The sequence below is a fragment of the Streptomyces sp. NPDC046909 genome (assembly GCF_040644695.1).
In the GTDB taxonomy this organism is placed as follows: domain Bacteria; phylum Actinomycetota; class Actinomycetes; order Streptomycetales; family Streptomycetaceae; genus Streptomyces.
Window position 1 is genome coordinate 38,465 of record NZ_JBEYXC010000019.1, and the last position, 25,069, is coordinate 63,533.

A 25,069-nucleotide genomic window follows, 5' to 3' on the forward strand; every position below is an offset into this window, starting at 1 on the left:
GCCTCGGACTCCCATGAAGAACAAAGCAGTTGCCGCCGCCGTCCTGCTGCTGGCGCCCCTGACGGCCTGCGGCGGAAGCGCCGAGGCCGGTGACGGCTCCACGGTCACCGTCACCGTCGGCTACCAGTCCAAGACCATCAACACGGTCACCGCCGGCACCCTCCTGCGCTCCCTCGGCTACTTCGAGAAGCAGCTGAACGCGCTGGGCGACGGCAGGACCTACAAGGTCGACTGGCAGGACTACGCCACCGGCGCCCCCATCACCGCCCAGATGACCGCCGGAAAGATCGACATCGGCTCGATGGGCGACTTCCCGCTCCTCATCAACGCGGCCCGCGGCAAGCAGCTCGGCAAGCCGACCCATCTGGTGTCGGTCACCGGCTACAACCTCCGCGGCGGTCTCAACACCATCGTCACGGCCCCCGACTCAAAGCTCGCCTCCCTCGAGGACCTGCGCGGGAAGAAGGTGTCGACCAGCGTCGGCTCCGCCGCCGACGGCACCCTCGTACGCGCCCTGCAACGCGCCGGCCTCGACCCCGACAAGGACATCGAGAAACTCAACCAGCAGCCCGCCGTGGGCGCCTCCGCCCTCTCCGCCGGCAGCACGGACGCGCTCTCGCAGTTCGTCGCCTGGCCCGGCCTGCTCACCTACCAGGGCAAGGCGAAGGCCCTCTACGACGGCGCCCAGCTGAACCTCGCCACCTTCCACGGCGTCACCGCCCGCGAGGACTTCGCGCAGCGGCGGCCCGCCGTCCTGGAAGCGTTCCTGAAGGCCCAGGCCGAGGCCACGGACTATCTGAACACCCACCCGGTCGCCGCCGCCGAGAAGGTCGCCGAGGCCACCGAACTGCCCGCCGAGGCCGTCTACCTCTACAACGGCGCCCATGGCATCTCCACCTTCGACCCGGCGATCAAGCCCCAGCTGGTCGCCGCCCTGAAGGACGACGTCTCGATCCTGAAGTCGGCCAAGCTGACCGGCGACGTGGACGTGGACTCCTTCGTCGACGACCAGTACGTCAAGAAGGCCCTCGGCTCGGACTACGCGAAGCGGCTCGCGGCCACGCCCCCGGCGTCCGCGAGCGAGGTCTGGCCCAAGGGCGCCGAGAAGACGCGCGCCTTCAAGACGCCGTCGGAACTGCTGGCGTACGTCTCGGCGCACCGGTCCGGCATCCGTGCCGCGTACGTCCCCGACGCCACCACCGGCACCCTCTGGTTCGCCGACAAGGCGGTCTGGGTGGCGGACGACGAGCAGCTCCTCCCCTTCGTCGCACCGGCGACCGCGCGCGCGTACGTCGCCGAGCACGCGGGTGCGCGCGTGGTGACCTACGCGGCCGCGTTGGAGCAGGCGTCGTGAGCGGGTACGCGCGCAAGGCGGTCCGGTATCCGCGCCGGGCCGGACGGGTCGCCCTGCGGGCCGGCTCGCTGGTGGCCGACCTCGGTGTGTGGCAGCTGCTGACCGGCCTCGACATCGACCTGTGGCTGCGCTTCTCGCAGTTCCCCACGGTCACCGACGTGGCCCAAGCCTTCGCCGACCGGCTGTCCGGCCCGGACTACTGGACGGACCTCACCGACAGCCTCACCCGCATCCTGAGCGGCTTCCTCCTCGCCGCGGCCCTGGGCGTGGCCACGGGCGTGCTCGTGGCACGCTCGCGCCTCGCCGAGGACCTGCTCGGACCGGTCCTGGAGGTGATCCGCCCGATCCCCGCGATCGCCCTGGTCCCGGTGGCGATCCTGCTCTTCCCCTCCAACGAACAGGGCATCGTCTTCATCACCTTCACCGCGGCCTTCTTCCCCGTCCTGGTCTCCACCCGGCACGCGGTGCGCGCGCTGACCCCCGTGTGGGAGGAGGCGGTGCTCACGATGGGCGGCGGACGGTTCCGGATCCTCTCCTCCGTCGTCCTGCCGGGCGCACTGCCCGGCATCTTCGGCGGCCTCTCGGTCGGCATCGGTGTCTCGTGGATCTGCGTCATCTCCGCCGAGATGATCTCCGGCCAGTACGGCGTCGGCTACCGCACCTGGCAGGACTACACCGTCGTCGACTACCCCGGCGTCTTCGTCGGCATGGCCACCATCGGCGTACTCGGCTGGCTCACCTCCACGGCGGTGGAGGTACTGGGCCGCCGCCTGACCCACTGGCTGCCGCGGACGTCGTACGACGCGGGGGCCCGCCCGAGGGCTTCGCGGTCCGGCGGGCAGACGCCGGCCACTTCCGTGGGCGACCCCGGGATCCAGGGGGCCGGGGACGAGGGGGCCGGAGACAAGGGGGCCGTCAGCCGGGGCCCTCTCGACCAGGGGGCCGATTCCAGGACGACCGAGGAGGCACGCGATGAGCACCTCGTCTGAGACGACCGAGACGACGCAGGGCACGGCGGAGGCGTCCGGGGCGGTGGAAGCGAGCGGGACGGTGGAAGCAAGCGGGTCGGTGAAGGCACCCGGAGCGGCGAAGGCATCCGGGGCTGCCGATACCAGCAGCTCGGCCTCGGCCTCGGCCGCGTCCCGATGGACCGGCACAGACGCCGCCCCGGACCGCGAGGCGCCCGGCACAGACGCCGGCCCGGCCCGCGAGGCGCCCGGCATCGACACCGCCCCGGACTCCGAGGCGCCCGGCGTCGACACCCCGGCCCCCGCCCGTGGCACCCGCCTCACCCTCACCGGCGCCGACCTCGGACGCCCGGGCGCGGTCGCCCTGTCCGGTGTCGGCCTGGACGTCGCCCCCGGCGAGATCCTCACCGTCGTCGGCCCGTCCGGCTGCGGCAAGTCGACGCTGCTGCGCACGCTGGCCGGGCTGCTGGCGCCCCTCGCCGGTGAGGTCCGCCAGGACGCCCGCCCGCTGACAGGGCCCTCCGCCGACCGCTCCCTGGTGTTCCAGGAGGACGCCCTGCTGCCCTGGCGCACCCTGCGCGCCAACATCGAACTCCCCCTCGCCATCAAGGGGTTCCGAAGGTCTGCCCGCCGAGCCCAGGCCGAGTCCTGGCTGGACCGCGTCGGACTGGCCGACCGCGCCCGGCAGTTGCCGCACCGCGTCTCCGGCGGGCAACGCCAGCGTGCCCAGCTGGCCCGCGCCCTGGCCGGTGCGCCCCGCGCCGTCCTGATGGACGAACCGTTCGGCGCGCTCGACGCCCAGACCCGCGCCGGCATGCAGGACCTGCTCGTGGAGGTGCTGCACGGCACCGGCGCGACCGTCGTCTTCGTCACCCACGACGTCGACGAGGCCCTCTTCCTCGGCGACCGCGTGGCCCTCCTGGGCGCCGGACGCCTCACCGCCGTACGCGACGTACCGCGCCCGCGCGACCGCTCCGCCCACGACGACCCGGCACGGCTCGCCCTGCGTCGCGAAGTCCTGTCCTCCCTCGGTTCCTGAAAGGCCTCTCGGTGACCACCCCCCTCGACACTCCGCTGGCGATCCCCGCTCTCACCGACGCCGAGGAACTCTCCTGCGACGTCCTCGTCATCGGCGGCGGCACCGCCGGCACCATGGCAGCCCTGACCGCCGCCGAGCACGGCGCGAACGTCCTCCTCCTGGAGAAGGCCCACGTCCGCCACTCCGGCGCGCTCGCGATGGGCATGGACGGAGTCAACAACGCGGTGGTCCCGGGCCGCGCCGAACCCGACGACTACGTCGCCGAGATCACCCGCGCCAACGACGGCATCGTCGACCAGTCCACCGTCCGCCAGACCGCCACCCGCGGCTTCGCCATGGTGCAGCGCCTGGAGTCGTACGGCGTGAAGTTCGAGAAGGACGAGCACGGCGAGTACGCGGTCCGCCAGGTCCACCGCTCGGGCTCCTATGTGCTGCCGATGCCGGAGGGCAAGGACGTCAAGAAGGTCCTGTACCGGCAGTTGCGGCGGCGCGAGATGCGGGAGCGGATCCGCATCGAGAACCGGGTGATGCCGGTGCGCGTGCTGACGACGGGCGAGGGCGAGGCGCGGCGGGCCGTGGGGGCGGTCGGCTTCAACACCCGTACCGGCGCCTTCGTGACGGTCCGCGCGGGCGCGGTGATCCTCGCGACGGGCGCGTGCGGCCGCCTGGGACTGCCCGCGTCGGGCTACCTGTACGGCACGTACGAGAACCCGACCAACGCGGGCGACGGCTACGCGATGGCCTACCACGCGGGCGCCGAACTCACCGGCATCGAGTGCTTCCAGATCAACCCGCTGATCAAGGACTACAACGGCCCCGCCTGCGCCTACGTCGCCAATCCCTTCGGCGGCTACCAGGTCAACCGGCACGGCGAACGCTTCGTCGACTCGGACTACTGGTCCGGCCAGATGATGGCGGAGTTCGCGGCGGAGGTGGCGTCGGACCGGGGCCCGGTGTACCTCAAGCTCAGCCACCTCCCGGAGGAGTCGGTCTCGGCCCTGGAGTCGATCCTGCACTCCACGGAGCGCCCCACCCGCGGCACCTTCCACTCCGGCCGCGGCCACGACTACCGCACCCACGACATCGAGATGCACATCTCCGAGATCGGCCTCTGCGGCGGCCACTCCGCCTCCGGGGTACGGGTCGACGACCACGCCCGTACGACCGTCCCCCGCCTGTACGCCGCCGGCGACCTCGCCTGTGTCCCGCACAACTACATGATCGGCGCGTTCGTCTTCGGCGACCTGGCGGGCGCGGACGCGGCGCGATACCGGCCGTACGGAGGCGAGTTGCCGGCCGACCAGCTCCGTGAGGCGCACGAACTGATCTACCGCCCGCTGCGCAACCCGGACGGCCCGCCGCAGCCCCAGGTCGAGTACAAACTGCGCCGCTTCGTGAACGACTACGTGGCCCCGCCCAAGTCGGGCGCGCGGCTTTCGCTGGCCCTGGAGTCCTTCGAGCGGATGCGTGCCGACATCGCCGAGATGGGCGCCCGCACCCCGCACGAGCTGATGCGCTGCGCCGAGGTCACCTTCATCCGCGACTGCGCGGAGATGGCCGCGCGTGCCTCCCTGGCCCGCACGGAGTCCCGCTGGGGCCTCTACCACGACCGTCTCGACCACCCCCACCGCGACGACACCTCCTGGTTCCACCACCTCGACCTGCACAAGTCCCCCTCCGGTGCGATGGAGTTCACGGCCCGTCCCGTGGCTCCCTACCTGGTCCCGATCGAGGAGTTCACCCCGACCGGCGGCCCCTCCCGGCACCTCGGCGAGGTGCACCCGGAGAACGTGGCGACAGCCGGTTCCCGGGACCGGGCGCCGGTGGCGGCGGGAGCGGAGAACGAGGGCTCACCCTCGCCTTCGGCCTCAACCCCGGCCACGACCTCAGCCTCGACCTCCTTGACGTCGGCTCGGGAGCAGACCTCCGCCCGGCTGCTCGAACTCGTCGCCCTCGCCGAGGAAGTGCCCGAACTCGAAGCCCTGCTGCCCTACTTGAACGACCCCGCGTCCGCCGTCCGACGCGAGGCCGTCGCCGTACTGACGGAGGCGTTGCCGCCGGGTACGGGCCCGGCCCTGGCGCGGGCGCTCCTCGACCCCGCCGCCGAGGTGCGTGCCGCCGCCGCGGCCTCGCTCCGCGAACTGGTCGAGACGCTGCCCGCGGAACCCGCCTTGCGCGACGGCCTCGCCGCCGCCCTCCGAGAGCCCGACCCGGTCGTCCGCGCCGCCGCCCTCGACACCCTGCGTGCCCTTCGGCTGGGCGACGCCGAGCTGTTCACGGGCTCGCTGACCGACACCGACATCGCCGTCCGCATCGAGGCCGTACGGGCCCTCGTCTCGGTCGACGCCGCCGAGCAACTCGCCCACGCGGCAACGGCCGACCCCTCCCGCGAGGTCCGCGTCACCATCGCCAAGGCCCTGGCGACGGTGTTCGCGAGCCGACAGGAAGCACAGAACTCCGAGTCCGCAGCCACTGTCGCCGAGGCCTCCCTCGCCGAACTCGACCCCGCCCCCGCCGAGCGCTCCGTCCACGCAGCCCTCACCGAACTCGTCGACGACCCCGACGCTCTGGTACGCGCCGCCGCCTACGGGGCCCTGGGCGCGACCGGTTGCCCAGCACCCCTCGCCGCCCGCGCGGTGACCGCCCTGTCCGACCCCGCCTGGCAGGTGCGGTCCGGTGCGGCGACCGCCCTGTCCGCGGCAGACACGGACGTCTCCGTCCCCGCCCTCGCCAAGGCCCTGGCCGACGCCAACGCCGACGTCCGCAAGGCGGCGGTACTGGCCCTGACCCGGCATGCCGGCGGCGAGGACGCCCGCGCGGCCCTGGCCACGGCGACGACCGACGCGGACGCGGATGTCAGGGCGTACGCGTCACGCGCGCTGTGACCCGACGGGCGTCAGGGCGTGCGCGCCGCATGTGCCCGCGTGCCCGCGTGCCCGCCGATCAGGCTGACGCCGGCATTGGAGTCCGTGCCGGAAGTCCGGGGCGGAACCCTGTCCGGCCCGAGGCGGATTCGCCGTGCCGGAACCCCCCGGACCCGGGCCGGATCCACCGTGCCGGATCCACCGTGCCGGAACCCGTCCGAGCCCGGACCGGATCCGCCGCGCCGCGCCCAGTCGTCCCCTGACCGCCCCCTACATCCAGTCCGGCTCCGGTTCCTCGTCCATCTCCGGCCAGTCGTCCGCCCGCGGATCCACCTCGTCCTCCGGACCAGGCGCCCCGGCGGTGGCAGGACCCCCGTCCCCGAGCCCGGCCAGCACCTCCAGCACGCCCTCCCCGTACGTCACCAGCTTCTTCTCGCCGACCCCGCCGACCGTGCCGAGCTGTGCGACCGAGGTCGGCCACACCGTGACGATCTCCCGGAGGGTGGCGTCGTGGAAGATGACGTACGCCGGGACGCCCTGCTCGCGGGCCTGCTCGGCGCGCCAGGCGCGCAGTGCCTCGAAGGCGGGCACGAGGGCCTCGGGCAGTTCGGCGACGGCGGCCTTGGCCTTGCCGCGGCCGGAGCCGGACGAGCCCGAGCCGGAACCCGACACCGAGCGCGAGGTCGCCGGCTTCTTCGGCTCCTTCCGCAGGGGTACGTCCCGTTCCCGCCGCAGCACCGCCCCGCTGGCCTCGGTCAGCACCAGCGTGCCGTACTCGCCCTCGACCGCGAGCAGTCCCTGGGCCAGCAACTGCCGTACGACTCCGCGCCATTCGCCCTCGGAGAGCTCCTCGCCGATGCCGAACACGGACAGCTGGTCGTGGTCGAACTGGATGACCTTGCCGGTGCGCTTGCCCAGCAGGATGTCGACGATCTGGACCGCGCCGAACTTCTGGCCGCGCTCGCGCTGAAGCCGTACCACCGTCGACAGCACCTTCTGCGCGGCGACCGTGCCGTCCATCGTCTCCGGCGGGGTGAGGCAGGTGTCGCAGTTGCCGCAGCCCGCCGGGTCCGGGTCCTGGCCGAAGTAGTTCAGCAGCTGCCCGCGCCGGCACTGGGCGGTCTCGCACAGCGCGAGCATCGCGTCCAGGTGGGAGGCGGCGCGGCGGCGGAACGCCTCGTCGCCCTCGCCGGACTGGATCAGCTTGCGCTGCTGTATGACGTCGTTGAGGCCGTAGGCCATCCAGGCCGTCGACGGGAGTCCGTCGCGTCCCGCGCGGCCGGTCTCCTGGTAGTAGCCCTCCACCGACTTGGGCAGGTCGAGGTGGGCCACGAAGCGGACGTCCGGCTTGTCGATGCCCATGCCGAAGGCGATGGTCGCGCACACGACCAGGCCCTCCTCCCGCAGGAACCGCGACTGGTGCGCCGCGCGCGTCCCCGCGTCGAGGCCCGCGTGGTACGGCACCGCCTCGATGCCGTTCTTGCTCAGGAACTCCGCCGTCTTCTCGACCGAGTTGCGGGACAGGCAGTAGACGATGCCCGCGTCGCCCTCGTGCTCCTGCCGCAGGAAGGTCAGCAGTTGCTTCTTCGGGTCGGCCTTGGGCACGATGCGGTACTGGATGTTGGGCCGGTCGAAGCTCGCCACGAAGTGCCGGGCTGTCGGCATGTGCAGCCGCTGGGTGATCTCCTGGTGCGTCGCGTGCGTGGCCGTCGCCGTCAGCGCGATCCGCGGGACGTCCGGCCAGCGCTCGCCGAGCAGGGAGAGGGAGAGATAGTCGGGGCGGAAGTCGTGGCCCCACTGGGACACACAGTGCGCCTCGTCGATCGCGAAGACCGAGATCTTGCCGCGCGACAGGAGGTCCAGCGTGGTGTCCAACCGCAGCCGCTCCGGGGCCAGATAGAGCAGGTCCAGCTCGCCCGCGAGGAACTCGGCTTCCACCACCCGCCGCTCGTCGAAGTCCTGCGTGGAGTTCACGAACCCCGCCCGCACACCGAGCGCCCGCAGCGCGTCCACCTGGTCCTGCATCAGCGCGATGAGGGGCGAGACCACGATGCCCGTACCAGGTCTGACCAGGGCCGGGATCTGGTAGCACAGCGACTTGCCGCCGCCGGTCGGCATGAGGACGACCGCGTCCCCGCCGGCGACCACATGCTCGATGACCGCTTCCTGCTCACCGCGGAAGGCCTCGTACCCGAAGACCCTGTGGAGCGTGGCCAACGCCTCGCTCTCGGATACCGCTGTCATTGCACCGATCCCGCCCGTCCCACCCATCGCCGTGTCCCCCGTCCGTCGCACCTCGACCACTGCGTCCACGATAGGGGCCCGCACCGACAGCGCCTGAGTTATCCACAGGCTCGCCTCATCACTCTGTGCGCTCACCCGAATGGTCTGCGTCACATGGAGGCCGGGTGGCCGCCGGGACATGCTGCTCGGGCGGGACAGGGGAGGCCCGCCCCTCCGTACGGCGGCGCGCCGCACACAGACGCGCGCCCCTCCTGCTTCAAGGAGCCCCCACCATGTCCTCTCGGCCCCTCAAGGCCGCCATCGCCGTGGCGATAGCCGGAGCCTTCTCACTGACCGCCGCACCCGCGCAGGCCGCCCCCGAACCCGACCCGTCCGTCTGGGTGGAGCTGGTCCCGACGTACACGGCCACCGCGAAGTACGCCTACGAACCGTTCGCCCCGAAGGGCGGCTGGGCCCGCACGAACGACTGTGTGCCCGAGATGGGCTACCACTACGTCAACCCGGCGAACATCGGCTCCCTCGATCCGTCCACCCCGGCGGCCCTGCTGTACGAGGGCGGGTCCAACACCGCCTCCCGCAAGCTGATCGCGGTGGAGTGGGTCGTCCAGGACACCGGCCAGGCCACGCCGACGCTCTTCGGCCAGACCTTCGACGAGGGCCAGCTGCCGGGTTACTTCACGCTCCACGCCTGGATCTACAAGACCAACCCCGACGGGCTCTTCGAGGGGTTCAACCCCAAGGTGAAGTGCCCCGCCACTCCGACAACCGCGACCACCGCCTCCGTCCCCGACTGGGCGACAGACCTCGACGACATCGGCGACTTCGACTGGACGACCGGCTGAGCGCACACGAAGGCCCCGGCTCCCTCGAAGGGAACCGGGGCCGCCGTACAAGCACCGCAGGTACACGTCCCGCGGGTCAGCGCACGAACACGCTCGCCTGGTTCGCCAGGTCCAGGAAGTACTGCGGTGCCACACCGAGCACCAGCGTGACCGCCACGCCGATCCCGATCGCCGCCATGGTCAGCGGCGACGGCACGGCGACGGTCGGTCCCTCGGGCCGCGGTTCGCTGAAGAACATCAGCACGATCACGCGGATGTAGAAGAACGCGGCGATCGCCGACGAGATCACACCGACCACGACCAGCGGCGCCGCACCGCCCTCCGCCGCCGCCTTGAACACGGCGAACTTCCCGGCGAACCCGGAGGTCAGCGGGATACCGGCGAAGGCCAGCAGGAACACCGCGAACACGGCCGCGACCAGCGGCGAACGCCGGCCGAGACCGGCCCACTTGGACAGGTGCGTCGCCTCGCCGCCCGCGTCGCGTACGAGCGTGACGACCGCGAACGCGCCGATCGTCACGAACGAGTACGCGCCCAGGTAGAAGAGGACGGACGAGACACCGTCCGGCGTGGTCGCGATGACACCCGCGAGGATGAAGCCCGCGTGCGCGATCGACGAGTACGCCAGCAGCCGCTTGATGTCGGTCTGGGTGATCGCGACGATCGCACCGCCGAGCATGGTGACGATCGCGACGCCCCACATGACCGGCCGCCAGTCCCAGCGCAGGCCGGGAAGGACGACGTACAGCAGCCGCAGCAGCGCGCCGAACGCGGCCACCTTCGTCGCCGCCGCCATGAACCCGGTGACCGGCGTCGGAGCGCCCTGGTAGACGTCCGGCGTCCACATGTGGAACGGGACCGCGCCGACCTTGAACAGCAGGCCCATCACGATCATCGCGGCGCCGATCAGCAGCAGCGCGTCGTTGCCCATCGTGTCCGCGAGCGCCGGGTCGACGTTCCCGATCGTGCCGTCGACGACCTGGGCGATCGTCGCGTACGACACCGAGCCGGCGTAGCCGTAGAGCAGCGCGATGCCGAACAGGGTGAACGCGGATGCGAAGGCGCCGAGCAGGAAGTACTTGACCGCGGCCTCCTGCGACATGAGCCGCTTGCGGCGGGCCAGGGCGCACATGAGGTACAGCGGCAGCGAGAAGACTTCCAGGGCGACGAACAGCGTCAGCAGGTCGTTGGCCGCCGGGAAGATCAGCATGCCGGCGACGGCGAACAGCAGCAGCGGGAACACCTCGGTGGTGGTGAACCCGGCCTTCACGGCCGCCTTCTCGCTGTCGCTGCCCGGCACGGACGCGGCCTGCGCGGCGAACGAGTCGACCCGCTTTCCGTGTTCCACCGGGTCCAGGCGCCGTTCGGCGAAGGTGAACAGGCCGACCAGGCCCGCCAGCAGGATCGTGCCCTGGAGGAAGAGCGCCGGTCCGTCGACGGCGATCGCGCCCATGGCCGCGATGCCCGCCTTGGTGGTGCCGTATCCGCGCGCGGCGAGCGCGACGACCGCGGCGAAGGCCGCGACCAGCGCTACGGCGGAGACGAACACCTGGGCGTAGTACCGCTGCTTGCGCGGTACCGCCGCCTCGATGAGCACTCCGATGATCGCCGCACCGACGACGATCAGCGTGGGTGACAATTGTCCGTATTCGATCTTCGGCGTATCGATCTTCGAGATCGGATCGGCCGCGGTTGTCCACAGGCTGTGGACGGCTGTCGCACTCACTTGGCCGCCTCCACCTCGGGCTGGGGGTCCTTCTTCTGTACGTCGGACATGGTCGCCTTGACCGCCGGGTTGACGATGTCCGTGACGGGCTTCGGGTAGACGCCCAGGAAGATCAGCAGTACGACCAGCGGCGCGACCACGACGAGTTCGCGCACCCTGAGGTCGGGCATCGCCGCGACCTCGGGTTTCACCGGGCCCGTCATCGTCCGCTGGTAGAGGACGAGGGTGTAGAGCGCGGCGAGCACGATGCCGAAGGTGGCGATGATGCCGACCACCGGATAGCTGGAGAACGTGCCGACCAGGACCAGGAACTCACTCACGAAGGGCGCGAGACCCGGCAGCGACAGCGTCGCGAGGCCGCCGATCAGGAAGGTGCCGGCGAGCACCGGGGCGACCTTCTGCACCCCGCCGTAGTCGGCGATGAGCCGCGACCCGCGCCGCGAGATCAGGAACCCGGCGACCAGCATCAACGCGGCCGTGGAAATACCGTGGTTGACCATGTAGAGCGTCGCGCCGGACTGGCCCTGGCTCGTCATCGCGAAGATGCCCATGATGATGAAGCCGAAGTGCGAGATCGACGCGTACGCCACCAGCCGCTTGATGTCCCGCTGGCCGACGGCGAGCAGCGCCCCGTAGATGATGCTGATCAGCGCCAGGACGAGGATCGCGGGCGTCGCCCACTTGCTGGCCTCCGGGAACAACTGGAGGCAGAAGCGGAGCATGGCGAAGGTGCCGACCTTGTCGACGACCGCCGTGATGAGGACGGCGACCGGGGCGGTGGCCTCCCCCATCGCGTTCGGCAGCCAGGTGTGCAGCGGCCACAGCGGCGCCTTCACCGCGAAGGCGAAGAAGAAGCCGAGGAAGAGCCAGCGTTCGGTGCTGGTCGCCATGTCGAGCGAGCCGTTGGCGCGCGCCTCGGCGATCTCCGAGAGGGAGAAGCTCCCGGCGACCACGTAGAGGCCGATCACCGCGGCCAGCATGATGAGGCCGCCGACCAGGTTGTAGAGGAGGAACTTCACGGCGGCGTACGAGCGTTGCGTGGACGCCGTCTCCTCGCCGTGCTGGTGGGCACGGTCGCCGAAGCCGCCGATGAGGAAGTACATCGGGATCAGCATGGCTTCGAAGAAGATGTAGAAGACGAAGACGTCGGTGGCCTCGAAGGAGATGATCACCATCGCCTCGACGCCCAGGATCAGGGCGAAGAAGCCCTGGGTGGGCCGCCACCTCTTGTTTCCGGTCTCCAGCGGGTCGGCGTCGTGCCAGCCCGCGAGGATGATGAACGGGATCAGCAGCGCGGTCAGCGCGACGAGCGCCACCCCGATGCCGTCCACGCCCAGCTCGTACCTGACCCCGAAGTCCTTGATCCAGGAGTGGGATTCGGTGAGCTGGTAGCGGTCGCCGTCCGGGTCGAAGCGGACCAGGACGATCGCGGCGAGCACGAGGGTCGCCAGCGAGACGAGCAGCGCGAGCCACTTGGCCGCGGTGCGCTGTGCGGCCGGTACGGCGGCCGTGGCGATCGCGCCGATCGCCGGGAGCGCCGCCGTCGCTGTCAGCAGAGGAAAGGACATCGGTATCAGACCGCCCTCATCAGCAGGGTCGCGGCGATGAGCAGTGCCGCACCGCCGAACATCGAGACCGCGTACGACCGCGCATAGCCGTTCTGGAGTTTGCGCAGCCGTCCGGAGAGGCCGCCGACCGAGGCCGCCGTGCCGTTGACGACTCCGTCGACCAGGGTGTGGTCGACGTACACCAGGGACCGCGTGAGGTGCTCGCCGCCGCGGACCAGGACGACGTGGTTGAAGTCGTCCTGGAGCAGGTCGCGCCGGGCGGCCCGGGTGAGCAGCGATCCGCGCGGGGCGACGACCGGGACCGGGCGGCGGCCGTACTGGAGGTAGGCGAAGGCGACACCGATGACCATGACGGCGACCGTGGCCGCCGTGACCGTGGCCGCGCTGATGGGCGCGTCGCCGTGGTCGTGCCCGGTGATGGGCTCCAGCCAGTGCAGGAAGCGGTCGCCGATTCCGAAGATGCCGCCCGCGAAGACCGAGCCGAAGGCCAGCACGATCATGGGGATCGTCATGGACCTGGGCGACTCGTGCGGGTGCGGTTCGTGGCCTTCGGCGTCCGGCTGCCAGCGCTTCTCGCCGAAGAACGTCATCAGCATCACGCGCGTCATGTAGTACGCCGTGATGGCCGCGCCCAGCAGGGCACAGGCGCCGAGGATCCAGCCCTCGGTGCCGCCCTTGGCGAAGGCCGCCTCGATGATCTTGTCCTTGGAGAAGAAGCCGGACAGACCCGGGAAGCCGATGATGGCGAGGTAGCCGAGGCCGAAGGTCACGAAGGTGACCGGCATGTACTTCCTGAGGCCGCCGTACTTCCTCATGTCGACCTCGTCGTTCATGCCGTGCATGACCGAACCGGCGCCGAGGAACAGCCCGGCCTTGAAGAAGCCGTGCGTCACCAGGTGCATGATCGCGAAGACGTAGCCGATGGGGCCGAGGCCCGCGGCGAGGACCATGTAGCCGATCTGCGACATGGTCGAGCCGGCCAGCGCCTTCTTGATGTCGTCCTTCGCGCAACCGACGATCGCACCGAACAGGAGCGTGACGGCACCGACGACGGTGACGACCAACTGCGCGTCCGGGGCGAGGTTGAAGATGTTGGCGGAGCGGACGATCAGGTAGACGCCCGCGGTCACCATCGTCGCGGCGTGGATGAGGGCCGAGACCGGGGTCGGGCCCTCCATCGCGTCCCCGAGCCAGGACTGGAGCGGCACCTGGGCGGACTTGCCGCAGGCGGCGAGCAGCAGCATCAGGGCGATGCCGGTGAGCGTCGCCTCGCCGGCGTCACTGACCGCGCCCGGCTCCTCGTGGGTGCCGAGGACCGGACCGAAGGCGAACGTGCCGAAGGTCGTGAACATCAGCATGATGGCGATCGACAGGCCCATGTCGCCGACGCGGTTGACCAGGAAGGCCTTCTTCGCGGCGGTCGCGGCACTGGGCTTGTGCTGCCAGAAGCCGATCAGCAGGTAGGAGGCGAGACCGACGCCCTCCCAGCCGACGTACAGCAGCAGGTAGTTGTCGGCGAGGACGAGCAGCAGCATCGCCGCGAGGAACAGGTTCAGATAGCCGAAGAAGCGGCGGCGCCGCTCGTCGTGCTCCATGTACCCCACGGAGTACAGGTGGATCAGCGAGCCGACGCCGGTGATCAGCAGCACGAACGTCATCGACAGCTGGTCGAGACGGAAGGCGACGTCCGCCTGGAAGCCCTCGACCGGGACCCAGCTGAACAGGTGGCTGGTGAGGGTCCGGTGTTCGGCGTTCTTGCCGAGCAGGTCGGCGAAGAGGACGGCGCCGATCACGAAGGAGACGGCCGCGAGGGCCGTGCCGATCCAGTGGCCGACGGCATCGAGCCGCCGACCGCCGCACAGCAGTACGGCCGCTCCGAGCAAGGGCGCCGCCACCAGCAGCGCAATCAGGTTCTCCACGATTCAGCGACCCCTCAGAGCTTCATCAGGCTGGCGTCGTCGACCGAGGCCGAGTGGCGGGAACGGAACAGGGACACGATGATCGCGAGCCCGACCACGACCTCCGCGGCGGCGACGACCATCGTGAAGAAGGCGATGATCTGGCCGTCGAGATTGCCGTGCATCCGGGAGAAGGCGACGAACGCGAGGTTGCAGGCGTTGAGCATGAGCTCGATGCACATGAACACGACGATCGCGTTGCGCCTGATCAGTACGCCGGTGGCGCCGATCGTGAACAACAGGGCCGCGAGGTAGAGGTAGTTGACCGGATTCACTTCGACGCCTCCTCGGCCCGCTTGAGCTTCGCCGGCTCGACCGCGGTGCGCTCCAGACGCTCCTCCGCGCGCTGCTCCAGCGCCTTGAGGTCGCCCAGCGCCTCCGCCGACACATCACGGATCTGGCCGCGCTCGCGCAGCGTCTTGCTGACCGTGAGCTCGGACGGGCTGCCGTCGGGCAGGAGGCCCGCGATGTCCACGGCGTTGTGCCGGGCGTACACGCCGGGCGCCGGGAGCGGGGGCACGTGCTTGCCCTCGCGCACCCGCTCCTCGGCCAGCTCACGCTGGGTCTTTGCGCGCTCGGTGCGCTCGCGGTGGGTGAGCACCATGGCGCCGACGGCGGCCGTGATCAGCAGGGCGCCGGTGATCTCGAAGGCGAAGACGTACTTGGTGAAGATGAGGACGGCGAGGCCCTCCACATTGCCGTTCGCGTTCGCCTGTGTCAGGCCGTTGAACTCCGTCAGGGAGGCGTTGCCGATGCCCGCGATCAGCAGGATGCCGAAGCCGAGCCCGCAGAGAAGGGCCAGCCAGCGCTGGCCCTTGATGGTCTCCTTCAGGGAGTCCGCGGCCGTGACGCCGACGAGCATCACCACGAACAGGAACAGCATCATGATCGCGCCGGTGTAGACGACGATCTGCACGATGCCCAGGAAGTAGGCGCCGTTGGCGAGGTAGAAGATCGCCAGGATGATCATGGTGCCGGCGAGACAGAGCGCGCTGTGCACGGCCTTCTTCATGAAGACGGTGCACAGGGCGCCCATCACGGCGACGGTGCCGAGCACCCAGAACTGGAAGGCCTCGCCGGTGGAGGTGCCCGCAGAAAGAGTGGCCGCGGCGGCGAGCTGCGCGCTCATGCCTCCACCCCCTCTTCCTCGGGCTTCTCGCCCTTGGAGACGGCGACCTGCTGGACGGTGCCGGGCGCGGCCTCGGTGACCAGCCCCCGGTAGTAGTCCTGCTCGTCGGTCCCCGGGTAGATCGCGTGCGGGGAGTCGACCATGCCGTCTTCCAGACCGGCGAGCAGCTGCTCCTTGGTGTAGATCAGGTTCGCGCGGCTGGAGTCGGCGAGCTCGAACTCGTTAGTCATCGTCAACGCGCGCGTGGGGCACGCCTCGATGCACAGGCCGCACAGGATGCAGCGGGCGTAGTTGATCTGGTAGACGCGCCCGTACCGCTCGCCCGGCGAGTAGCGCTCCTCGTCGGTGTTGTCGGCACCCTCGACATAGATGGCGTCGGCGGGACAGGCCCAGGCGCACAGTTCGCACCCGACGCACTTCTCCAGGCCGTCCGGATGGCGGTTGAGCTGGTGCCGTCCGTGAAAGCGGGGAGCGGTGGTCTTCTCCTGCTCCGGGTACTGCTCGGTCAGCCGCTTCTTGAACATGGCCTTGAAGGTCACGCCGAAGCCGGCCACAGGGTTCTGGAAGCCGGGCTTTGCCTGCCCGGTCTCCTTGGGCTCCTCAGCCATCGGACGCCTCCTTTCCATCCAGAGATCCGTCGTCACTCTGAGTATTCACCCCGCCACTGACAATCAGCTCCCGCTCCCGGTGCGAGCGGCGCCTGGGCACGGGTGGCAACTCCTGTCCGGGCAGCGGCGGTACGGGGAATCCGCCGGCCATCGGGTCGAAGCCGGCCGGTTCCTCGACGGGCCGCTCGGCCGCCTTCGACTTCTCGCGGAAGATGTCGACGACGAAGGAGAGCAGCAGCAGGGTGAGGACACCGCCGCCGACGTAGAGGGCGATGTCGGCGAAGTCGTAGTTCTCGTTGCGCAGGGTCCGCACGGTCGCGACGAGCATCAGCCAGACGACGGAGACCGGGATGAGGACCTTCCAGCCGAGCTTCATCAGCTGGTCGTAGCGGACGCGGGGCAGGGTGCCGCGCAGCCAGATGAAGAAGAACAGCAGCAGCTGGACCTTGATCACGAACCAGAGCAGCGGCCACCAGCCGTGGTTGGCGCCCTCCCAGAAGGTGCTGATGGGCCAGGGGGCCCGCCAGCCGCCGAGGAAGAGCGTGGTCGTCACGGCCGAGACCGTCACCATGTTCACGTACTCGGCGAGCATGAACAGGGCGAACTTGATCGACGAGTACTCGGTGTTGAAGCCGCCGACCAGGTCGCCCTCGGACTCCGGCATGTCGAAGGGGGCACGGTTGGTCTCGCCGACCATGGTGATGACATAGATGATGAAGGAGACCGGCAGCAGGACGATGTACCAGCGGTCCTGCTGCGCCTCGACGATCGCCGACGTCGACATCGACCCCGAGTAGAGGAAGACGGAGGCGAAGGCGGCGCCCATGGCGATCTCGTACGAGATCATCTGCGCGCAGGAGCGCAGGCCGCCGAGGAGCGGGTAGGTCGATCCGGAACTCCAGCCCGCGAGCACGATGCCGTAGATGCCGACCGAGGCGACCGCGAGGATGTAGAGCATCGCGATCGGCAGGTCGGTGAGCTGCATCGTGGTGCGCTGGCCGAAGATCGAGATCTCGTTGCCGGCCGGGCCGAAGGGGATCACCGCGATCGCCATGAAGGCCGGGATGGCCGCGACGATCGGCGCGAGGACGTAGACCACCTTGTCCGCGCGCTTGACGATGACGTCTTCCTTGAGCATCAGCTTCACGCCGTCGGCGAGCGACTGGAGCATGCCCCAGGGGCCGTGCCGGTTGGGGCCGATGCGCAGCTGCATCCAGGCGACGACCTTGCGCTCCCAGACGATGGAGAACAGCACGGTCACCATCAGGAACGCGAAGCAGAAGACGGCCTTGACGACGACGAGCCACCAGGGGTCGGTGCCGAACATCGAGAGGTCTTCCGCCGCGAGGTACGGGCTCATGCCTCCACCTCCTTGGGAGCTTCGGCGGCGAGCGTCGCCGGGCCGATGCGGACGAGGGAGCCGGGCACCACTCCGGCGTCGGAGGCGACGCCCCCGCCCGTGGAGTTCAGCGGGAGCCAGACCACGCGGTCGGGCATCTCGGTGATCTGAAGCGGGAGTTCGACGGATCCGGCGGCGCCGGACACGGCCAGTACGTCGCCGTCCTTCACGCCCGCTTCGGCGGCGGTGGCGGCCGACACGCGCGCGTGGGCCGCGTGCCGCGTCCCGGCGAGCGCCTCGTCGCCCTCCTGGAGACGGCCCTGGTCGAGCAGCAGCCGGTGCCCGGCCAGTACGGCCTCTCCGGCGGCCGGCCGCGGCAACTGGGCCCCGATCTCCAGCGGGTTGGTGGCCCGCGGCCCGTCCCAGGCACCGAGCCGGTCGATCTCGCCGCGCACGGTCCGCAGGTCGGGAAGACCCAGGTGTACGTCCATGGCGTCGGCCAGCATCTGCAGGACGCGCGCGTCGGCGGGCGCGAGGCGGCGGGTCATCTGGTCCGGCTTGAGCGCGGCCTCGAAGAAGCGCACCCTGCCCTCCCAGTTGAGGAAGGTGCCGGCCTTCTCGGCGACCGCGGCGACGGGCAGGACCACGTCCGCGTGCTCGGTGACCTCACTGGGCCGCAGCTCCAGCGAGACCAGGAAGCCCACCTCGTGAAGTGCTTCACGCGCGCGTGCCGGGTCGGGCAGGTCGGCGACCTCGACGCCCGCGACGACCAGCGCCTGGAGTTCGCCGGTGGCGGCGGCCTCGACGATCTGCGTGGTGTCCCGGCCGTAGCGGTGCGGAAGTTCGGCGACGCCCCAGGCGGCGGCGACCTCCTCACGCGCGCGTGGGTCGGTGGCCGGACGGCCGCCCGGCAGCAGCGACGGCAGCGCGCCTGCCTCTACGGCACCGCGCTCCCCCGCGCGCCGCGGGATCCACACCAGCCGGGCGCCGGTCGCGGCCGCGGCCCGTACGGCGGCCGTCAGTCCGCCCGCCACGGCGGCCAGCCGCTCACCGACGACGATCACCGCGCCCTCGGCCCGCAGCGCCTCGGAGGCCTTCGCCCCGTCCTCCTCCAGGCCGACCCCGCCCGCGAGCGCGTCCAGCCACTCGGTCTCGGTGCCGGGAGCGGCCGGGAGCAGCGTGCCGCCGGCCTTCTCCAGACCGCGCGTCGCGTGCGTGGCCAGCGAGAACACCTTCTGCCCGTGCTTGCGCCAGGCCTTGCGCAGCCTCAGGAAGACGCCGGGCGCCTCCTCCTCGGCCTCGAACCCGACCAGCAGGACGGCGGGCGCCTTCTCCAGCGCGGTGTACGTGACGCCCGTACCGTCGAGGTCGCGGCCGCGTCCGGCGATCCGCGCGGCGAGGAAGTCGGCTTCCTCACCACTGTGCACGCGCGCGCGGAAGTCGATGTCGTTGGTGTCGAGCGCCACGCGCGCGAACTTGCTGTACGCGTAGGCGTCCTCGATGGTGAGCCGTCCGCCGGTCAGCACACCGGTGCGGCCGCGCGAGGCGAGCAGCCCCTGTGCGGCGATCTCCAGCGCCTCGGGCCAGGAGGCCGGGACGAGCTCGCCCTCGGGATTGCGGATCAGCGGCGTCTCCAGCCGGTCGCGCTGCTGCGCGTACCGGAAGCCGAAGCGCCCCTTGTCGCAGATCCACTCCTCGTTGACCTCGGGCTCGTTGGCCGCGAGGCGCCGCATGACCTTGCCGCGCCGGTGGTCGGTGCGGGTGGCGCAGCCGCCGGAGCAGTGCTCGCACACGCTCGGGGAGGACACCAGGTCGAAGGGGCGGGAGCGGAATCGGTACGCCGCCGAGGTGAGCGCGCCGACCGGGCAGATCTGGATGGTGTTGCCGGAGAAGTACGACTCGAAGGGGTCGCCCTCACCGGTGCCGACCTGCTGGAGCGCGCCCCGCTCGACCAGTTCGATCATGGGGTCGCCCGCGACCTGGTTGGAGAAGCGGGTGCAGCGGGCGCACAGCACGCACCGCTCGCGGTCGAGCAGCACCTGCGTGGAGATCGGCACGGGCTTCTCGTACGTCCGCTTCTTTCCTTCGAAGCGAGACTCGGCCTGACCGTGGGACATGGCCTGGTTCTGCAGGGGGCACTCGCCGCCCTTGTCGCAGACCGGGCAGTCCAGCGGGTGGTTGATGAGGAGGAGCTCCATCACACCGTGCTGGGCCTTCTCGGCGACCGGCGAGGTGAGGTGGGTCTTCACCACCATTCCGTCGGTGCAGGTGATGGTGCAGGACGCCATCGGCTTGCGCTGGCCCTCGACCTCGACGATGCACTGCCGGCAGGCGCCGGCCGGGTCGAGGAGGGGGTGGTCGCAGAAGCGGGGGATCTCGATGCCGAGTTGCTCGGCGGCGCGGATGACCAGAGTGCCCTTGGGCACGCTGATCTCGGCGCCGTCGATGGTCAGCGAGACGAGATCTTCCGGCGGGACCGCCGCCTCTCCCCCACCGGAGGGAGCGTTGGTGGTCACGGTCATGCGTTCACCTCCGTGCGGGAGTCGGCCCAGACCGTCGACTTGGCCGGGTCGAAGGGGCAGCCGCGGCCCGTGATGTGCTGCTCGTACTCCTCGCGGAAGTACTTGAGCGAGGAGAAGATCGGCGAGGCGGCGCCGTCGCCGAGGGCGCAGAAGGACTTGCCGTTGATGTTGTCGGCGATGTCGTTGAGCTTGTCGAGGTCGGACATGACGCCCTTGCCGGCCTCGATGTCTCGCAGCAACTGCACGAGCCAGTACGTGCCTTCGCGGCAGGGTGTGCACTTGCCGCAGGACTCGTGGGCGTAGAACTCGGTCCAGCGGGTGACGGCGCGGACGACGCAGGTCGTCTCGTCGAAGCACTGGAGTGCCTTGGTGCCGAGCATGGAACCGGCGGCACCCACTCCCTCGTAATCAAGGGGGACGTCGAGGTGCTCGTCGGTGAACATCGGCGTCGAAGAGCCGCCCGGCGTCCAGAACTTGAGCCGGTGGCCCGGCCGCATCCCGCCGCTCATTTCGAGGAGCTGGCGGAGGGTGATGCCGAGCGGGGCCTCGTACTGGCCGGGGCTGGCGACATGGCCGCTGAGCGAGTAGAGCGTGAAGCCCGGGGACTTCTCGCTGCCCATCGACCTGAACCAGTCTTTTCCTTTTTGGAGGATCGCGGGAACTGACGCGATCGACTCGACGTTGTTCACCACAGTCGGGCACGCATAGAGGCCCGCGACGGCAGGGAAAGGGGGACGGAGCCGCGGTTGACCCCGGCGGCCTTCGAGCGAGTCGAGCAGTGCGGTCTCCTCACCGCAGATGTACGCGCCTGCGCCCGCGTGCACGGTGAGTTCCAGGTTGAGACCGCTGCCCAGGATGTTCTCGCCGAGGTAGCCCGCCTCATAAGCCTCGCGCACGGCCTCGTGCAGCCGCCGCAGTACTGGGACGACTTCACCCCGCAGATAGATGAAGGCATGCGACGACCTGATGGCATAACACGCGATGACAATGCCCTCGATGAGGCTATGCGGGTTCGCGAACAGGAGCGGGATGTCCTTACAGGTTCCCGGCTCCGATTCGTCGGCGTTGACAACTAGATAGTGCGGCTTTCCATCACCCTGGGGAATGAACTGCCATTTCATTCCCGTAGGGAATCCCGCGCCGCCGCGGCCGCGCAGACCGGAGTCCTTGACGTACGCGATCAGGTCGTCCGGCGACATGGCGAGCGCCTTGCGGAGCCCCTCGTATCCTTCGTGCCTTTTGTAGACGTCCAGAGACCAGGACTTGTCCTCGTCCCAGAAGGCCGACAGCACGGGTGCGAGCAGCTTCTCGGGGCTGTTGTTCTTGAGTTCGGGTGCCAAGGTCATCACTCCCCCTCCTCGGCGGCGGGCCCGGCCGGGTGGGCTGGGTCGGAGGCCGATGTGTCCTGTGGCGCATCGTGTGAGCTCAGGTGCTCGGTCGGCGACGGCTCGTGCACGGCCCTGTCCTGGGGCGCCCGGTCCTGCGGTGCCCTGTCCTGCGGTGCCCTGTCCTGCGGCTCGTCGTGCGGACCGCCGTCGCGCGGATGGACCACACGCGCGGGTGCGGCCTCTCCTCTGGCCAGGCGGAGGCCCACCAGCGACGCGGGTCCCGCCCCGCCGCTTGCCTCGACGGCCCCTGGCCGCTCGTCGGGGAAGCCGGCGAGGATCCGCGCGGTCTCCTTGAAGGTGCACAGCGGCGCCCCGCGCGTGGGCTCGACCGGTCGTCCCGCGCGCAGGTCGTCGACGAGGCGCTTGGCGCTGCCCGGGGTCTGGTTGTCGAAGAACTCCCAGTTGACCATCACGACGGGCGCGAAGTCGCAGGCCGCGTTGCACTCGATGTGCTCCAGGGTGACCTTGCCGTCGTCGGTGGTCTCGCCGTTGCCGACGCCGAGGTGCTCCTGGAGCTCCTCGAAGATCGCGTCGCCGCCCATCACCGCGCAGAGCGTGTTGGTGCAGACGCCCACCTGGTAGTCACCGCTCGGCTTGCGCCGGTACATGGTGTAGAAGGTGGCGACCGCGGTGACCTCGGCCGTGGTCAGGCCGAGCACCTCCGCGCAGAACCGCATCCCGGTGCGCGTGACATGGCCCTCCTCCGACTGCACGAGATGCAGCAACGGAAGGAGCGCGGAGCGGGAGTCGGGGTAGCGGGCGATGACCTCGCGCGCGTCCGCCTCGAGGCGGGCCCTGACGTCGTCCGGGTAGGCGGGCACGGGCAGTTCGGGCATGCCCAGGCTGACGCCCCGCTCGGAAGAAGAGGTGGTCACCGGTCGACGCCTCCCATCACGGGGTCGATGGACGCGACGGCGACGATGACGTCGGCGACCTGGCCGCCCTCGCACATCGCCGCCATGGCCTGAAGGTTGGTGAAGGACGGGTCGCGGAAGTGGACCCGGAAGGGGCGGGTGCCGCCGTCGGACACCGCGTGCACCCCGAGTTCGCCCTTGGGCGACTCGACGGCCGCGTACGCCTGTCCCGGCGGGACGCGGAAGCCCTCGGTGACCAGCTTGAAGTGGTGGATCAGGGCCTCCATGGAGGTGCCCATGATCTTCTTGATGTGGTCGAGGGAGTTGCCGAGCCCGTCCGGTCCCAGGGCGAGCTGGGCGGGCCAGGCGATCTTCTTGTCGGCGACCATGACCGGGCCGGGCTGGAGCCGGTCCAGGCACTGCTCGACGATGCGCAGCGACTGGCGCATCTCTTCCAGGCGGATCAGGAACCGCCCGTAGGAGTCGCAGGTGTCGGCGGTCGGGACCTCGAAGTCGTAGGTCTCGTAACCGGAGTACGGCTGCGTCTTGCGCAGGTCGTGCGGGAGGCCGGTGGAGCGCAGGATCGGGCCGGTGGCGCCGAGGGCCATGCAGCCGGCCAGGTCGAGATAGCCGACGTCCTGCATACGGGCCTTGAAGATGGGGTTCCCGGTGGCGAGCTTGTCGTACTCCGGGAGGTTCTTCTTCATCTTCTTCACGAACTCGCGGATGTGGTCCACCGCGCCGGGCGGCAGGTCCTGGGCGAGTCCGCCGGGGCGGATGTACGCGTGATTCATCCGCAGGCCCGTGATGAGCTCGTAGATGTCGAGAATCATTTCACGATCACGGAATCCGTAGATCATGATCGTGGTGGCGCCGAGTTCCATGCCGCCGGTGGCGATGCACACCAGGTGCGAGGAGAGCCGGTTCAGCTCCATCAGGAGCACCCGGATGATCTTGGCGCGCTCTGTGATCTGGTCCTCGATACCGAGGAGCTTCTCGACGGCGAGACAGTAGGCGGTCTCGTTGAAGAAGGACGTCAGGTAGTCCATGCGCGTCACGAACGTGGTGCCCTGCGTCCACGTGCGGAACTCGAGGTTCTTCTCGATGCCGGTGTGCAGGTAGCCGATGCCGCAGCGGGCCTCGGTGACCGTCTCGCCGTCGATCTCCAGGATCAGGCGGAGCACTCCGTGGGTGGACGGGTGCTGGGGGCCCATGTTGAGGACGATGCGCTCGTCGTCGGCGCGGGCGGCGGCCTGGACGACCTCGTCCCAGTCGCCACCGGTGACCGTGTAGACGGTGCCCTCGGTGGTCTCCCGCGCCGAAGCGGCGGCCGATGCGGATGCGTGCGATGTGCTCACGAGTACGACCTCCGCTGGTCCGGAGCCGGGATCTGGGCGCCCTTGTACTCGACGGGGATGCCGCCGAGGGGGTAGTCCTTGCGCTGCGGGTGGCCCTGCCAGTCGTCCGGCATCATGATCCGGGTCAGGGCCGGGTGACCGTCGAAGACGATCCCGAAGAAGTCGTAGGTCTCGCGCTCGTGCCAGTCGTTGGTCGGGTACACCGAGACCAGGGACGGGATCTTCGGATCCGTGTCCGGGGCGCTGACCTCCAGGCGGATCAGCCGGTTGTGGGTGATCGAGCGCAGGTGGTAGACGGCGTGCAGCTCGCGGCCCTTGTCGTGGAGGTAGTGGACCCCGCTGACGCCGGTGCAGAGCTCGAAGCGCAGGGCCGGGTCGTCGCGCAGGGTCTGCGCGACGCGCAGCAGGTGCTCGCGCTCGATGTGGAAGGTGAGTTCACCGCGGTCGACGACCGTCTTCTCGATCGCGTTGCCGGGGAGCAGTCCCTGCTCCTCCAGCGCGCCCTCCAGCTCGTCGGCGACCTCGTCGAACCAGCCGCCGTAGGGGCGGGTGGCAGCCCCCGGGAGCCGGACCGAGCGGACCAGGCCGCCGTAGCCGGAGGTGTCGCCGCCGTTGGCGGCGCCGAACATGCCGCGCTGGACGCGGATCTCCTCGCCGCCCTGGCCGCGCTGGCCGGGGAGGTTGGAGGCGCTGAGGTCCTTCTCGGGGTTCACCCCGTTCGGTCCCGCGCCTGTGGTGCCGTTGGCGTCGCTCACCGCAGCAGCCCCTTCATCTCGATCGTGGGCAGGGCCTTGAGCGCCGCTTCCTCCGCCTCGCGGGCCGCCTCCTCGGCGTTCACGCCGAGCTTGGAGGTCTGGATCTTCTGGTGGAGCTTGAGGATGGCGTCCATCAGCATCTCGGGCCGCGGCGGGCAGCCGGGGAGATAGATGTCGACGGGGACGATGTGGTCGACGCCCTGGACGATCGCGTAGTTGTTGAACATGCCGCCCGAGGAGGCGCAGACCCCCATGGAGATGACCCACTTGGGGTTCGGCATCTGGTCGTAGACCTGCCGCAGGACCGGCGCCATCTTCTGGCTGACCCGGCCGGCGACGATCATGAGGTCGGCCTGGCGGGGTGAGCCGCGGAAGACCTCCATGCCGAAGCGGGCCAGGTCGTAACGTCCGGCGCCGGTCGTCATCATCTCGATGGCGCAGCAGGCCAGCCCGAAGGTGGCCGGGAAGACGGACGCCTTGCGTACCCAGCCCGCGGCCTGCTCGACGGTGGTCAGCAGGAAACCGCTCGGCAGCTTTTCTTCGAGTCCCATGA

General features: G+C 70.1%; 19 protein-coding genes. 5 read left to right on the plus strand and 14 right to left on the minus strand.

The genetic code is table 11. From position 1 onward, the window contains the following. Positions 1–13: 13 nt before the first annotated feature. From ABZ928_RS43330 to ABZ928_RS43345, 4 genes are all read left to right on the plus strand, one after another. Positions 14–1,354 carry an ABC transporter substrate-binding protein gene (locus ABZ928_RS43330; protein WP_361532041.1) on the plus strand — a complete coding sequence of 447 codons (1,341 nt, stop codon included), beginning with the start codon at positions 14–16 and terminating at the stop codon, positions 1,352–1,354. Further along, positions 1,351–2,343, plus strand: coding sequence for an ABC transporter permease (locus ABZ928_RS43335; protein WP_361532044.1), 993 nt, complete (start codon positions 1,351–1,353; stop codon positions 2,341–2,343). The genes ABZ928_RS43330 and ABZ928_RS43335 overlap by 4 nt, the downstream gene beginning before the upstream one ends. Before the next feature lie 343 nt (positions 2,344–2,686). Next, a complete protein-coding gene (locus tag ABZ928_RS43340) occupies positions 2,687–3,361 on the plus strand; it encodes an ABC transporter ATP-binding protein (RefSeq protein WP_361532637.1) in 675 nt (224 codons plus the stop codon). Between the two features lie 11 nt (positions 3,362–3,372). Then, positions 3,373–6,246: a fumarate reductase/succinate dehydrogenase flavoprotein subunit gene (locus tag ABZ928_RS43345; RefSeq protein WP_361532047.1), complete on the plus strand. Its 2,874-nt coding sequence runs from the start codon at positions 3,373–3,375 to the stop codon at positions 6,244–6,246. A gap of 249 nt (positions 6,247–6,495) precedes the next feature. Here the strand turns inward: ABZ928_RS43345 and recQ are convergent, their stop codons facing one another. Continuing rightward, entirely contained in the window at positions 6,496–8,496 is a 2,001-nt protein-coding gene (gene recQ / locus ABZ928_RS43350; RefSeq protein ID WP_361532640.1) for a DNA helicase RecQ, read from the minus strand. A 245-nt stretch (positions 8,497–8,741) separates the two neighbouring features. Here recQ and ABZ928_RS43355 point away from each other — a divergent pair, with 245 nt between their 5' ends. Then, the gene (locus tag ABZ928_RS43355) at positions 8,742–9,311 is read left to right on the plus strand and encodes a hypothetical protein (RefSeq protein ID WP_361532050.1); all 570 of its coding nucleotides are present in this window, start codon (positions 8,742–8,744) and stop codon (positions 9,309–9,311) included. A gap of 76 nt (positions 9,312–9,387) precedes the next feature. Here ABZ928_RS43355 and nuoN read toward each other — a convergent pair whose 3' ends face one another. Genes nuoN through ABZ928_RS43420 form a run of 13 tightly spaced genes read right to left on the minus strand, consistent with a single transcriptional unit; the run spans position 9,388 to position 25,067 of the window. Further along, a complete protein-coding gene (gene nuoN, locus ABZ928_RS43360) occupies positions 9,388–11,037 on the minus strand; it encodes an NADH-quinone oxidoreductase subunit NuoN (protein ID WP_361532053.1) in 1,650 nt (549 codons plus the stop codon). Further along, positions 11,034–12,605 (minus strand): NADH-quinone oxidoreductase subunit M, encoded by a 1,572-nt coding sequence (locus tag ABZ928_RS43365; RefSeq protein ID WP_361532056.1) that lies wholly within the window; start codon positions 12,603–12,605, stop codon positions 11,034–11,036. The genes nuoN and ABZ928_RS43365 overlap by 4 nt, the downstream gene beginning before the upstream one ends. 5 nt (positions 12,606–12,610) lie before the next feature. Next, positions 12,611–14,524 (minus strand): NADH-quinone oxidoreductase subunit L, encoded by a 1,914-nt coding sequence (nuoL, locus tag ABZ928_RS43370; protein WP_361532059.1) that lies wholly within the window; start codon positions 14,522–14,524, stop codon positions 12,611–12,613. A 14-nt stretch (positions 14,525–14,538) separates the two neighbouring features. Then, on the minus strand, positions 14,539–14,838 hold the full coding sequence (nuoK, locus tag ABZ928_RS43375; RefSeq protein ID WP_003974374.1) for an NADH-quinone oxidoreductase subunit NuoK: 300 nt from the start codon (positions 14,836–14,838) through the stop codon (positions 14,539–14,541). Then, positions 14,835–15,692, minus strand: coding sequence for an NADH-quinone oxidoreductase subunit J (locus ABZ928_RS43380; RefSeq protein WP_361532062.1), 858 nt, complete (start codon positions 15,690–15,692; stop codon positions 14,835–14,837). Before ABZ928_RS43380 ends, nuoK begins: the two co-directional genes overlap by 4 nt. After that, on the minus strand, positions 15,689–16,300 hold the full coding sequence (gene nuoI, locus ABZ928_RS43385) for an NADH-quinone oxidoreductase subunit NuoI (protein ID WP_361532065.1): 612 nt from the start codon (positions 16,298–16,300) through the stop codon (positions 15,689–15,691). The genes ABZ928_RS43380 and nuoI overlap by 4 nt, the downstream gene beginning before the upstream one ends. After that, the gene (gene nuoH / locus ABZ928_RS43390; RefSeq protein WP_361532068.1) at positions 16,293–17,660 is read right to left on the minus strand and encodes an NADH-quinone oxidoreductase subunit NuoH; all 1,368 of its coding nucleotides are present in this window, start codon (positions 17,658–17,660) and stop codon (positions 16,293–16,295) included. Before nuoH ends, nuoI begins: the two co-directional genes overlap by 8 nt. Then, positions 17,657–20,161 (minus strand): NADH-quinone oxidoreductase subunit G, encoded by a 2,505-nt coding sequence (locus ABZ928_RS43395; RefSeq protein WP_361532071.1) that lies wholly within the window; start codon positions 20,159–20,161, stop codon positions 17,657–17,659. Before ABZ928_RS43395 ends, nuoH begins: the two co-directional genes overlap by 4 nt. After that, a complete protein-coding gene (gene nuoF, locus ABZ928_RS43400; protein ID WP_361532074.1) occupies positions 20,158–21,510 on the minus strand; it encodes an NADH-quinone oxidoreductase subunit NuoF in 1,353 nt (450 codons plus the stop codon). The genes ABZ928_RS43395 and nuoF overlap by 4 nt, the downstream gene beginning before the upstream one ends. Further along, positions 21,507–22,424 carry an NADH-quinone oxidoreductase subunit NuoE gene (gene nuoE, locus ABZ928_RS43405; protein ID WP_361532077.1) on the minus strand — a complete coding sequence of 306 codons (918 nt, stop codon included), beginning with the start codon at positions 22,422–22,424 and terminating at the stop codon, positions 21,507–21,509. Before nuoE ends, nuoF begins: the two co-directional genes overlap by 4 nt. Next, positions 22,421–23,761, minus strand: a complete 1,341-nt coding sequence (locus ABZ928_RS43410; RefSeq protein WP_361532080.1) for an NADH-quinone oxidoreductase subunit D — start codon at positions 23,759–23,761, stop codon at positions 22,421–22,423. Before ABZ928_RS43410 ends, nuoE begins: the two co-directional genes overlap by 4 nt. Continuing rightward, entirely contained in the window at positions 23,758–24,516 is a 759-nt protein-coding gene (locus tag ABZ928_RS43415; RefSeq protein WP_361532083.1) for an NADH-quinone oxidoreductase subunit C, read from the minus strand. Before ABZ928_RS43415 ends, ABZ928_RS43410 begins: the two co-directional genes overlap by 4 nt. Then, on the minus strand, positions 24,513–25,067 hold the full coding sequence (locus tag ABZ928_RS43420; protein ID WP_003998928.1) for an NADH-quinone oxidoreductase subunit B: 555 nt from the start codon (positions 25,065–25,067) through the stop codon (positions 24,513–24,515). Before ABZ928_RS43420 ends, ABZ928_RS43415 begins: the two co-directional genes overlap by 4 nt. Between the last annotated feature and the right edge of the window lie 2 nt (positions 25,068–25,069).

Coding starts and splice junctions, on each gene's coding strand:
- ABZ928_RS43330 (WP_361532041.1), top strand. CDS start 14: ATGAAGAACAAAGCAGTTGCCGCCGCCGTCCTGCTGCTGGCGCCCCTG.
- recQ (WP_361532640.1), bottom strand. CDS start 8,496: ATGGGTGGGACGGGCGGGATCGGTGCAATGACAGCGGTATCCGAGAGC.
- ABZ928_RS43355 (WP_361532050.1), top strand. CDS start 8,742: ATGTCCTCTCGGCCCCTCAAGGCCGCCATCGCCGTGGCGATAGCCGGA.
- ABZ928_RS43365 (WP_361532056.1), bottom strand. CDS start 12,605: ATGTCCTTTCCTCTGCTGACAGCGACGGCGGCGCTCCCGGCGATCGGC.
- ABZ928_RS43380 (WP_361532062.1), bottom strand. CDS start 15,692: ATGAGCGCGCAGCTCGCCGCCGCGGCCACTCTTTCTGCGGGCACCTCC.
- nuoI (WP_361532065.1), bottom strand. CDS start 16,300: ATGGCTGAGGAGCCCAAGGAGACCGGGCAGGCAAAGCCCGGCTTCCAG.
- nuoH (WP_361532068.1), bottom strand. CDS start 17,660: ATGAGCCCGTACCTCGCGGCGGAAGACCTCTCGATGTTCGGCACCGAC.
- ABZ928_RS43395 (WP_361532071.1), bottom strand. CDS start 20,161: ATGACCGTGACCACCAACGCTCCCTCCGGTGGGGGAGAGGCGGCGGTC.
- ABZ928_RS43420 (WP_003998928.1), bottom strand. CDS start 25,067: ATGGGACTCGAAGAAAAGCTGCCGAGCGGTTTCCTGCTGACCACCGTC.